14 protein-coding genes are annotated in these 11,706 nt (G+C 34.1%); 9 read left to right on the top strand and 5 right to left on the bottom strand.

Features of this window, described 5'->3' with window-relative positions:
- Positions 1 to 173: 173 nt before the first annotated feature.
- Together EYD45_RS10620 and EYD45_RS10615 are read right to left on the bottom strand one after the other, a co-directional pair.
- Positions 174 to 515, bottom strand: coding sequence for a DUF4870 domain-containing protein (locus EYD45_RS10620; protein ID WP_130964530.1), 342 nt, complete (start codon positions 513 to 515; stop codon positions 174 to 176).
- Positions 516 to 661: 146 nt separating this feature from the next.
- On the bottom strand, positions 662 to 1,507 hold the full coding sequence (locus EYD45_RS10615) for a universal stress protein (RefSeq protein WP_130964529.1): 846 nt from the start codon (positions 1,505 to 1,507) through the stop codon (positions 662 to 664).
- A 184-nt stretch (positions 1,508 to 1,691) separates the two neighbouring features.
- On the opposite strand from EYD45_RS10615, the gene EYD45_RS10610 reads away from it, so the two are divergent.
- The 5 genes from EYD45_RS10610 to EYD45_RS10590 all read left to right on the top strand — a co-directional run bounded on the left by EYD45_RS10610 (position 1,692) and on the right by EYD45_RS10590 (position 6,016).
- On the top strand, positions 1,692 to 2,459 hold the full coding sequence (locus EYD45_RS10610) for a DUF3108 domain-containing protein (RefSeq protein WP_130964528.1): 768 nt from the start codon (positions 1,692 to 1,694) through the stop codon (positions 2,457 to 2,459).
- Positions 2,460 to 2,472: 13 nt separating this feature from the next.
- On the top strand, positions 2,473 to 2,814 hold the full coding sequence (locus tag EYD45_RS10605) for an FUSC family protein (protein ID WP_130964527.1): 342 nt from the start codon (positions 2,473 to 2,475) through the stop codon (positions 2,812 to 2,814).
- 118 nt (positions 2,815 to 2,932) lie between these two features.
- Positions 2,933 to 3,982, top strand: coding sequence for a M28 family metallopeptidase (locus tag EYD45_RS10600; RefSeq protein WP_130964526.1), 1,050 nt, complete (start codon positions 2,933 to 2,935; stop codon positions 3,980 to 3,982).
- A 19-nt stretch (positions 3,983 to 4,001) separates the two neighbouring features.
- Entirely contained in the window at positions 4,002 to 5,009 is a 1,008-nt protein-coding gene (locus EYD45_RS10595) for a M28 family metallopeptidase (protein WP_130964525.1), read from the top strand.
- A 59-nt stretch (positions 5,010 to 5,068) separates the two neighbouring features.
- Positions 5,069 to 6,016 carry an MBL fold metallo-hydrolase gene (locus EYD45_RS10590; protein WP_233702620.1) on the top strand — a complete coding sequence of 316 codons (948 nt, stop codon included), beginning with the start codon at positions 5,069 to 5,071 and terminating at the stop codon, positions 6,014 to 6,016.
- Between the two features lie 55 nt (positions 6,017 to 6,071).
- On the opposite strand, the gene EYD45_RS10585 is transcribed toward EYD45_RS10590, so the two are convergent.
- The 3 genes from EYD45_RS10585 to EYD45_RS10575 form a co-directional block, all read right to left on the bottom strand.
- Positions 6,072 to 6,269, bottom strand: a complete 198-nt coding sequence (locus EYD45_RS10585; protein WP_130964523.1) for a hypothetical protein — start codon at positions 6,267 to 6,269, stop codon at positions 6,072 to 6,074.
- 125 nt (positions 6,270 to 6,394) lie between these two features.
- On the bottom strand, positions 6,395 to 7,195 hold the full coding sequence (locus EYD45_RS10580; RefSeq protein ID WP_130964522.1) for a TIGR00266 family protein: 801 nt from the start codon (positions 7,193 to 7,195) through the stop codon (positions 6,395 to 6,397).
- Positions 7,196 to 7,325: 130 nt separating this feature from the next.
- The gene (locus tag EYD45_RS10575) at positions 7,326 to 7,781 is read right to left on the bottom strand and encodes a DUF4442 domain-containing protein (protein ID WP_130964521.1); all 456 of its coding nucleotides are present in this window, start codon (positions 7,779 to 7,781) and stop codon (positions 7,326 to 7,328) included.
- A gap of 156 nt (positions 7,782 to 7,937) precedes the next feature.
- Between EYD45_RS10575 and EYD45_RS10570 the strand changes: the two genes are divergently transcribed.
- From EYD45_RS10570 to EYD45_RS10555, 4 genes are all read left to right on the top strand, one after another.
- Entirely contained in the window at positions 7,938 to 8,384 is a 447-nt protein-coding gene (locus EYD45_RS10570) for a DUF4870 domain-containing protein (RefSeq protein ID WP_130964520.1), read from the top strand.
- Between the two features lie 198 nt (positions 8,385 to 8,582).
- Positions 8,583 to 8,921, top strand: a complete 339-nt coding sequence (locus EYD45_RS10565) for a PadR family transcriptional regulator (protein WP_130964519.1) — start codon at positions 8,583 to 8,585, stop codon at positions 8,919 to 8,921.
- Positions 8,921 to 10,726 carry a PspC domain-containing protein gene (locus EYD45_RS10560; protein WP_130964518.1) on the top strand — a complete coding sequence of 602 codons (1,806 nt, stop codon included), beginning with the start codon at positions 8,921 to 8,923 and terminating at the stop codon, positions 10,724 to 10,726. Before EYD45_RS10565 ends, EYD45_RS10560 begins: the two co-directional genes overlap by 1 nt.
- Positions 10,727 to 10,844: 118 nt before the next feature.
- Positions 10,845 to 11,570 carry a head GIN domain-containing protein gene (locus EYD45_RS10555; protein ID WP_130964517.1) on the top strand — a complete coding sequence of 242 codons (726 nt, stop codon included), beginning with the start codon at positions 10,845 to 10,847 and terminating at the stop codon, positions 11,568 to 11,570.
- Positions 11,571 to 11,706 lie beyond the last annotated feature (136 nt).

Below are 11,706 nucleotides of genomic sequence, written 5' to 3'. Positions count from 1 at the left end.
AAAAATCGAAATCACTCGAAGTGACGCTATAAGGTACAGCCTTAATATCCCGATAAATAGCTGGATTAGTTCAACTTACAATTTTAAGTTCATCTTATAAACTTCTTAAAATTGAGTTTCACTAAAAAACGCCCACCGTAAAGTGAGCGTTTGGTTATCTCATTTTTTTCTAACTAACTAATAAAATTAAGAGATAATGGGTATTTTGGTGTTTCGCCATTGTTGGCCCTAATAGCGTTTATAATGGGAAATAGTATAGATATTATTCCTAAAACTATTAAGCCTACTATGCCTAAACCGAATAATAAAATGAGTGGTATGCAAATGAGACAATACACTATTAAACTTAATTGAAAGTTTATGATATTTTTACCATGCTCGTCCATTTGATGCACTTTTTCTTTTTGTGTTAGCCAAAGAATTAGCGGTACTATAAGGCTACCAAAACCTGTTAGCAGCGAAATAAGTTGGCTTAAATGAGTGATGACGATTAATTGATTATCCTGTCTCTTCATGATGATGATTGAATATTTGATTGATACTTATAGGACGCAGGAAAATGAAAAATGTTACAGGTCTAAAGAAAAATTACTTTAGAGGTAGATTTTAAAACTTTAGAAGGATGTCATGACCCTGTCTAACCAGTAAAAAACTATCCAAATTAAGACTCAGGATTGGTAAGTACTAAAAATGGCATATCAAAGGCGTAGCCAATTTTCTCTTCAGTATAGGTATGCAGCAATCGTTCTAAGAAAGAATGAGGTTTCTTCACCATAGCTAACATATTAAAGTCTTGATTTTTCATATAGTTACTTATAGTGCTGACGATATCTCTGTCTACCACATCAATATAATCGTGTTGGGCTTCTGGAAAGTTCGTATCAAAAAACGTCATATTATCCATTTTTTTATGAGCAATAGTATTTGGTCCTGCTAGATGTAAAATGGTTAACTGTGCATTGTAATTTTCAAGAATATTACCCAATGTAGTTAATGCCGCTTCAGTGTACAGTTCAATATGATTTGCTGTAAATGCTATTTTATTAAGCTCATGATACTCACAACCGCTAGGTATCGCCAAGATTGGCGTGGTGCAACGATTTATAACACGAACGGTGTTACTACCAAATAACACTTTTTGAAATCCTGTTGCGCCCTTTGTACCCATAACTATCAAATCAATATCATGCTTTTCAACGGATTGATGTATGGCATCAATGAAATTATCATAATCTACAATAGAGAAAAATTTATGGTGTTTGTTTGGGTATTTTAATTTAAGTTCTGAAATAATATTTTCAATAGATGTTTTAGCAGCTTCAACTAAAGTTTTATACACCGTAGCTGAAGAGCTAACCGTCATCATATCATCTGACAAAAATGATGATGCTTTTTGAACGTTTAAGAAGTAAAATTCGCAAGGTTTATCCTTTAATAATTTCACTGCATAGTTAATGGCATTTAATGAGTTTTTGGAGAAATCGGTAGGTAATAAAACAGCTTTCATAACCAAATGGATTTAGACGTTTTATAAATATAACTTCTCAAATACAATTAACTGATGACTTTTGTCAGTTCCTAGTTTGATTTTTCAACGAATTGCAAAAAATATTAGTTTAAAAGGTACTTGCATTGTATTTTCGGCACAATAAATGTATAACTGTTCGTTAATAACTCTAAACACCATTGTCATGAAGCGTTTATTTATAGCTTTAATTTTTCTGGTTACTTGTACAACCCAAGCGCAAAAAACTGCGATAGCAGCAGGCGAAAAATTAGTTTACACAGCATCTTATAACATGTCTGGAGTGCTTAACGATATTGCCCAAGTAACACTGGAAACTAGCAATGTAAAAACCTCAAAAGCAACTCTTTTACATTTAAAATGTAAAGCTATAACCTATAAAAAATGGGATAACTTCTTTAAAATTAGAGACTTATATGAAAGCTACGTGAACCCAAAAACCTTAACGCCTTATCTGTACAAACGCGATATAAATGAAGGTGGCTATTTTAAAAACATGAAATACACCTTCAGCCATAAAACAAATACCGTTAAAACAGTACAGACCAAAAAAAACGATTGGGTTGAAAAGAAAGATGTAAAAATAAATTCGGGGACTCGGGATATTGTAGCTACACTCTATAAAATCAGACTTGTTGATTTTGAATCCATGAGTGTGGGAGCAAAAAAATCATTCACCATTATTTTTGATAGAAAAGAGGTGAAAGCGCAAATTACTTACTTAGGAAAAGAAACCATAAATACTGCTATTGGTAGTAAAACCTGTTATAAAGTTGCTGTTGGGAGTAATGACTCTGATGTAATAAAAAACAATAGGGATAATTTAGTGTGGCTTACCGCCGATGACAATAAAATTATGGTTTATGGTAAGTTTAAAATTCCTGTGGGAAGTGGAGAACTCAAAATAAAATCTGCTACTGGTTTAAAAAATTAAAACATCCGTTATCATGAAACGCTTATTCACTATCCTAGCTGTAACAGCATCTGTTTTAACTATAGTACTATCGGTTTTACCTGCTTCTAATTTAGCTATATTTCCAGGTGGAGCTGCCCTGATATTTGGGCTAATAGCATTCTATTTGTCAAAGAAAGCTGGACACGTAAAAAAAATTATTCAATTTTCATTTTTGCTTACCATTATGGCTTTAGGTTTAACAACTTACAAAGCCATTTTTAATACCACAGAAGTTGGAGACACAGAAACGTTGGTTGAAAAAGAAGCCGAATCTAAAGAAGAGGCTATTGAGGAGTTAGAAGATCTGGATTTAGATGATATTGATATAGAATAGTAGCCGTTTTTTTACGCTTAATTTCTATATATTTGCACAGTAAAAAAACTGGCATAAAGTTTTCCTCACTCACAAAGCTTTTTAAGTGCGAGTTGCTTTTGAATAAAATCAAAACAACATGAAATTTATTTACGTTATCTCTTTTCTCACACTTGTTGGTACATGCGCTACCCCAAAATATACTGAAAGGATAGAAAATATTAAAAATAACATTTCAATAGTTGACAGTGCACAAGTAAAGCAATATGCAAAAACTATTACTCCCGAAGAACTTAAAAAATTACTTTACAGGTTTTCTTCCAAAGAATTTGAAGGAAGAATGACTGGAGAGCGTGGGCACAAATTAGCGGCTGAATTCATAAAATCTTATTATGTAGACTTAGGCGTATCATCACCTCTTGGAGAAACCAATTATTTTCAAGGAATTTCTAAATCTTACTTCCCAAAAAACACAAAAGCATCAGAAAATGTTTTGGCTTATATTGAAGGCGCCGAAAAGCCAGATGAAATCTTAGTGCTTTCTGCTCATCTAGACCATGAAGGCATAATAGATGGTGAGATTTATTATGGTGCTGACGATAACGGTTCTGGAACCGTAGCTTTACTTGAGATAGCTGAAGCTTTTAAAATGGCTGCAAAAAACGGATTTCCACCTAAAAGAAGTATTCTATTTGCTCACTTTACAGCTGAGGAAATTGGAAAATACGGCTCAGAGTTTTATACTGAAAACCCCGTCTTTCCGATAGAAAATACAATTGCCAACCTAAATATGGATATGATTGGTCGTGTAGATGACAGACATCCAGAAGACAAAAATTACATTTACTTAATAGGTTCCGACAGACTTAGTAAAGAACTGCACTTTATCTCAGAAGCAGTTCAAAAAACATACGTAGACATTAAATTAGATTACAAGTTTAATGCCTTAAACGATCATAATCGATATTACACAAGATCTGACCAATACAACTTTGCCAAAAAAGGTGTTCCTGTAATTTTTTACTTTAGCGGTGTACATGAAGATTACTCAAAGCCAACAGATACTCCCGATAAAATAGACTATGAGTTATTGGCAAAACGCACTAAACTTATTTTCGCTACAACATGGCAATTAGCAAACCAAGACAAACGCGTAACTACTGATAAGAACAGTGTGTTTTTTAATTAATTTATTCAAAATTGTTACTATGAAAAAACTTAGCCTAGTATTAGTTATAACCTTATTACTTATTAACTGTAGTAGTGCCAATAAAAGTGCAAAACGGGTGGCAAATCCTGAAACTTATGCTAAAACTATAACTGCGGATGAGTTAAAAAATATGCTATTTACTTATGCTTCAGATGAGTTTGAAGGCAGAAAAACAGGCGAACCTGGACAAAAAAAAGCCATAAATTTTATTAAGGAACATTACATAGATAATGGCATACCCTCTCCCATTGCCGAAGGTGATTATTTTCAGGAAATCCCTGTGGAATATTTTAACAATCGAGCGGACAACGCTTCTGAGAACGTAGTGGCCTACATCAAAGGTTCTGAAAAACCTGATGAAGTTTTGGTGATTTCAGCACATTTAGATCATATAGGGATTTCAAAAAGTGGAGAAATCAATAACGGTGCAGATGATGATGGATCAGGTACTGTGGGTATTTTAGAAATTGCTGAAGCCTTTAAAGCTGCAGAAAAAGATGGATTTCCTCCAAAGCGCTCCATTGTGTTTTTACACGTAACCGGTGAAGAAATTGGTTTATTTGGGTCGCGATATTATGCGGACGAGGATCCTATCTTTCCTTTGAAGAATACCATAGCCAACTTAAATATCGATATGATAGGTCGTGTAGATGAAAAGCACGAAGGGAAACCTAACTATTTGTACTTAATAGGCTCTGACAGATTGAGCACGGAATTACATACCGTTTCAGATTCTATCAACAATGCCACATTAAAATTAGAACTGGATTATACATTTAATGCTGAAAATGACCCAAATCGTTTTTACTACAGGTCGGATCATTACAACTTTGCTAAACATAATATTCCCGTAATTTTTTATTTTAATGGTACACATGCTGATTATCATAGACCAAGCGACACGCCAGATAAAATAAACTATGAGTTTTTAGAAGCCAGAACACAACTTATTTTTTATACAGCTTGGGAATTGGCAAACCGCGAAGCACGGGTTAAACTAGATTAAAAGAATAGTGTTATCTTTTGGGTATGATATGTTATAAATACTTCTATCTAACCCTTGTATTGCTTCTTTTTTCAAGCTGCGAACAGAAAAAGTCTTCGGAAGCAGTAATAGGTAAAAATACAACTGACGAAAAAAATATAAGCGCACCTTCGATTGTTATCCTAGGCACTGCACAGGATGCAGGTTCTCCACAAATAGGATGCAACAAAAGTTGTTGTTCTCATTTATTCAACAACGCTAATATTAAAAGACATGTGGTGTCATTAGGGGTTTTGGATACTGAGAACAATAAGACTTATCTGTTTGAAGCTACTCCAGATATTGGAGCACAGATAGAAATATTGACTCATTTAAAGGGTGATAAAAGTAACACCTTGGTAGATGGTATTTTTATAACACACGCCCATATAGGACACTATACAGGGCTGATGTTTTTAGGAAAAGAAGCTACAAATACAGACAAAATTCCGACTTATACCATGCCCAGAATCAAAAGTTTTTTTGAAAACAACGGTCCTTGGTCTCAGTTAGTGAAAAACAAAAATATTATACTACATACCATAGAAAATGAAACACCTGTACAGCTGTCAAACACTTTAGAAGTCACTCCTTTTTTAGTACCACACAGGGATGAATTTTCAGAAACTGTAGGATATAAAATTAAGGGGCCAAATAAAACTGCTTTGTTTATTCCAGATATTGATAAATGGAAAAAATGGGATGAAGATATTATTGAAGAAATTAAAAAAGTGGACTATGCTTTTTTGGATGCTACGTTTTATGATGGCGACGAAATAAACAACAGGGATATGTCTCAAATTCCACATCCTTTTGTGATTGAGAGCTTAAAAAAATTCGAAAAATTGAGTTTTCAGGAGAGGAATAAAATCATTTTTATTCATTTTAATCATACAAATCCTTTGTTAAATCCAGAAAGTATGGAGAGTAATTCTGTACTAGAAAAAGGGTTTAGGATTGCTAGAAAATTGGATAAATTCAAATTGTAAATCTATAATAGCGGAAGTTAATTTCAATAAAAAAGCGACCCTTTGGCCGCTTTTTTTATGATTTCAAATAAATCATACATTGATTTAGTTCTGGGTTTTGCTGTACAAGAGATAGAATATAAATTTTAAGCTCTTCAATCTCGTAAGGTAGTAATCGCTGTACCGCCTTTTGTACTTCTTTGCAAAACAATGTCGCGTCAAAACTCACTTTCTCCAGTACGGTTTTAGTGTACTCTAGCATTGCTCTTGCCATTTTAATGTTAGGATTTAGGTTTGTAATAATAAAGTAGATTTAATTTATAGGCTTTGTGTTTAATTAACGTATAAATTTAACTAAAAATTACAAAAATCTACCTTTTTAATAGGATTTTAACACTGTTAAAATCTATTGTCCCCATCTAATATATCGCCTAAACCTCCCAGTATACTGCCTTCACCTTTATTTTTACCTCCAGATCTTGGTGCTGATGCTAATACACGACCAGCTAGTCTACTAAATGGTAATGATTGTACATAAACTGTTCCTGGCCCTTGAAGCTTTGCAAAAAACAAACCTTCACCACCAAACACTGTGTTTTTAATACCACCCACAAATTCAATGTCGTAATCTACAGTTTGATCAAAGCCTACAATACAACCTGTGTCTACTCGCAATGTTTCTCCTGCAGCTAATTCCTTTCTCGCCATAGTACCACCAGCATGCACAAACGCCATACCATCTCCTTCCAGTTTTTGCATGATGAAACCTTCGCCTCCAAACAGACCGCGACCTAATTTTTTGGAAAACTCAATTCCGACACTTACACCTTTTGCGGCGCAAAGGAAAGCATCTTTTTGACAGATAAACTTTCCACCAAACTCGGTTAAATCTATTGGGATTATTTTCCCTGGATACGGTGATGCAAAAGATACGTTACGCTTGCCTACTAAAGTATTGTAAAAAGCCGTCATAAATAAGCTTTCTCCAGTAAGGATACGCTTTCCTGCGCCTAATATTTTACCCAAAAAGCCAGTATCTTTTTGAGACCCATCTCCAAAAATGGTTTCCATTTTAATACCATCATCCATCATCATAAAGCTGCCAGATTCGGCAACAACACCTTCATTAGGGTCTAATTCTATTTCCACATATTGCATTTCTTCTCCGTAAATGCGATAGTCTATTTCGTGTGAAGTCATTTTTTATTGTTTTTTGTTGATTCGTTTATATGTTGATTTGTTTTAGATTTTGTTACAACTAAAAATAAAATTCAATTTTCGATTTCAAAATTTCAAAAGCAACTAAATGTAAACTGCAATTGAATACTAATTACTGTTTTACCTTAACACTCCACTCAAAATTAAAGGTAGAAACTTCAACACCATCTTCGTTAACCCCAACCGATTTCATCCAAATAGTTTGTCCTTCTCCAGTTTCAATTGTTTTTTGTAAAGCTTTGTCAATTAAGTGTCCATCATTACATGTAAATACAATTCTCCCAGTTGCCTTTTTTGTAAACGACGCATTATTGGTGGTAACCAACATAGACACTTTTTTTCCAGATTCTTGAATTTTACCAATCATTAAAGCTCCTGTTGAGAGTTCTGCGGCCATACCTTGAACTGCCCAAAACATGGAATTGAATGGATTTTGATTGATCCATTTATGTTTTACACTTACCTCACACTTGTTTTCATCTAAATATTTAACGCGAACACCACATAAGTATGCAGAAGGCAACTTCAACATACTAAAGGTATTTAATTTACTGGGGGTAAGCTTCATATATCTGGTTTTATTTTGCACTAAGTTATGAAATTTAACGTCGTCTCAAAATGTTAAAAAAATGTTAATTATAGTACTATGCGTAACAAAGTACCTGATTTTAGACATATATTTGCATAGGAAACTATTATATGTTTTTAATCAATCAAAATAATCATGTTAGATAATCATCAAAAAAACATTGCCACTTTCATCCACTTATCTACGTTTAGTAGGTTTGTGGTTCCTTTTGGAAATTTTATTGGTCCACTAATATTATGGACCATCAACAAAGACAAATCAGAATTTGTAGACCAACACGGTAAGCAAGCCATAAACTTTCAAATAAGCATATTGCTATACGCTATTATTTTAGGCACACTTACCATCCCATTTTTTATTTTTAAAATATTTAGCGGATTGGATTTTATAGATTTTCATGGATTTCATGATTTTCACATTTCTATGGGAAAACCATCACCATTACTTTATATAGGCGGCGGTTTAGGGGTACTAGCTATTATTGCCTTTATCGCAGAATTAGCATTGATTATAATTGCAAGTTTAAAGGCAAGAGATGGCGAATTGTATAGGTATCCATTTACAATTAATTTTTTAAAATGACGGCAATGTAATAAATAGACGGTGCCGCGTTAGGGATTGAACGGCATGTTTGAAATCCCCGACGCAGGAGGGATTGAGTAGTGAAAGCCCGACCCTTGTGGTAACGCCATAACAATATAAACAAAGAATATTTCATCAATATCATCAATCAAATCAATCAAAAAATGAACAGTTTTACAACATTAAACGCATGACAACATGAAGATAGAAAACACAAAAGCACAAATGCGAAAAGGCGTTCTGGAATTCTGCATTCTTTCAGTCTTAAAGGACGAAGATGCTTACGTAGCAGAAATTTTAGGAACGCTTAAAGACGCTAAGTTGCTGGTGGTAGAAGGGACAATTTACCCTTTGCTAACGCGACTTAAAAACGCAGGTCTTTTAAATTACAGATGGGAAGAATCTACCTCTGGACCTCCAAGAAAATACTATGGTTTAACGGAAACAGGGAAACTCTTTTTAAAGGAGTTAGATAGTACTTGGAACGAATTACGAAACGCGGTAAACATTGTAACAAGCCAAAAAACAACAAAATAATGAATAAAACAGTCAACATAAATCTAGCAGGTATATTTTTTCACATAGATGAGGATGCGTACCTAAAATTGCAACGCTATCTGGAGGCTATAAAACGTTCATTTACAGACTCTCAGGGTCGATCTGAAATTATAGCAGATATTGAAGCACGCATTGCAGAACTTTTTAACGAGCGTGTGCAAAACGACAAACAAGTTATTAGAATTAAAGAGGTAGACGAGGTGATTACCATTATGGGGCAACCTGAGGATTACCTTGTAGATGATGAGATTTTTGAGGACGAACCTCAACAAACTTATAGACCAAAAACTACAACTTCTAAAAAATTGTATCGAGATACAGACAACTCATACGTTGGTGGTGTATCCTCTGGTTTAGGTCATTATTTTGGTGTAGATGCCATTTGGATTCGTTTAGCTTGGGTACTTTTGGTAGCTGGTGCCGGTACTGGTATTTTACTATATATTTTGCTTTGGATTTTGGTTCCTGAAGCCAAAACTACCGCCGAAAAGATAATGATGACAGGGGAACCGGTAAACATTAGTAACATAGAAAAAAAAATTAAGGATGGGTTTGATACCGTAACTGAAACCGTTGGCGATGTTGCCAAAAATGTATCAGACTCTGTTTCTAATGCAGCCAAAAATGTAGATGTTAAGAAGGGTGCTAATTCCATAAAATCTTCATCAAGAAGTTTTTTTGAAACCCTTGGGGATGTTATTATGTTCTTCTTTAAAATATTTGCCAAATTTATCGGTGCTATACTGCTCTTTGTGGGATCAGTTACGGTAATAGCTTTAATAGTGTCATTATTTACGGTTGGTATTTCGGATGCTGTGAATATACCAGGTTTTGATATTGTTGATGCGGCTAACGCAGCAAACACCCCAATATGGCTGGTGTCGTTACTTGTGCTTTTTGCTGTGGGGGTACCATTCTTTTTCTTGGCTTATCTGGGATTAAAAATTTTGGTAAATAACCTAAAGTCCATTGGTTATATTGCTAAATTCTCCTTAATTGGATTGTGGTTAATAGCTATAATAGGCTTAATTGTAATGGGCGTAAAACATGCTAGCGAACATGCTTTTGATGCCAATATTGTTCAAAAAGAGCAAATTAACATCACTGCCAAGGATACCGTTTTTGTAAAGATGGTAGGTAATGATAATTACTATAGATCAAAACACGGTCATTTATATAGAGACGCTCATGGTTTTAGAATTGTAACCGATGAAAATGACGAAAAAATCATCTATTCTTCGGATGTTAGATTAATAGTAAGATCTACAAAGGATTCCTTAGCAGCTTTAAGCATTGAAAAAAGAGCTGAAGGTAGCAGTTATACTATTGCTAAAAAACGTGCTGAAGCGATTAACTATAGCTATGCATTGAACAACAACGAATTATTACTAGATGCCTTTTTAATTACTGATTTTGAAAATAAATTTAGAGATCAAGAAGTGGAATTAATATTGTATTTACCAGAAGGTGCAACACTGTATGCTGATGATAATACCTACTCTTTTCACAGAAATTCCCCTTACTACAATGACATTTTAGATAATGGACAGGAAGAACACTATTTGAAAATATTACATGACGACACGAAATGTTTGGACTGCAATGAAGACGAGGCTTTTGAAGTTAATGTAGACACCGAAGGCATTAAAATTAATGAAGATGGCATTGAAATAGGCGATGGCAACGATAATGTAAAAATTAATAAAGAAGGCATAAAAGTAGAATCTGACGATGTTAAAGTTAATATTGACAGAAGTGGTATTGACATAAAATCAGACAATTAACAATTCATCGCTATAATTCAACAATTCAGATATTTAGATTATAAATTATTTATAAATCATTCTAAATTTAGACTATAAAATTAAATACTAATCATCAATCACTTTAAAACAAAACATCATGACAACACTAATCAGAATCATTGTAACCTCAATCTTAAGCTTGCTTATGTTCTCCTGCATCAATATGAATTGGAATGGGGGCGTAAAAGGTAACGGCAATGTCGTTATGGAAACCAGAACCGTGGATGAGCCATTCTCTAAAATAAAAGCAACAGAAGGCTTAAGTGTTTACCTCACACAAGGCGGTAACGAGAGCATTACTGTTGAAGCAGATGAAAACCTGCAAGAACTTATTTTAACTGAAGTAAAGGATGGCGTTCTTAAAATTCATTGCAAGGAACAAATAGGTAAAGCATCTTCTAAAAAAGTAAATGTGAATTTTAAATCAATCTCTGGTATTACTTCTACAAGTGGTAGCAATGTATATTCTACCAATACCATTACCTCGGAAAAGCTTGCTTTAAAATCTAGTAGTGGCAGCAACATGAAAGTAAAGGTAAACACTAACGATTTAACCTGTGATTCCTCAAGTGGAAGCAACCTAAAAGTATCAGGAGAAACTGTAAGTCTATCTGCAGATGCCAGTAGCGGCAGTAACATAAAAGCAGGTGACTTAAAAGCTGAGTCGTCTGAAGTTTCAGCCTCTAGTGGTGCGAACTTAACGGTTAATACGTCTAAAGCTTTAATCGCCAAAGCTTCTAGTGGCGGTGGCGTGAAATACTACGGTAATCCTGAAATGCTTGATACAGATAAAAGCTCTGGTGGCAGCATCAGTAAAAGATAACCAACTAAACTTTGTGAATTTTTGACCACCTTAAACCTTAATTGGTTTGGGTGGTTTTTTATTATCTTTGATTTTCTCCAAAAAGTGACTTCCCTCTACTTAAGTGTGTCTAAATAAGCAGAATAACGGTATAGTA

Source organism: Hyunsoonleella flava (genome assembly GCF_004310325.1).
Taxonomy (GTDB): Bacteria; Bacteroidota; Bacteroidia; order Flavobacteriales; family Flavobacteriaceae; genus Jejuia; species Jejuia flava.
The sequence above is the reverse complement of the archived record's forward strand: the minus strand, read 5'-3'. Positions and strand labels throughout refer to the sequence as shown.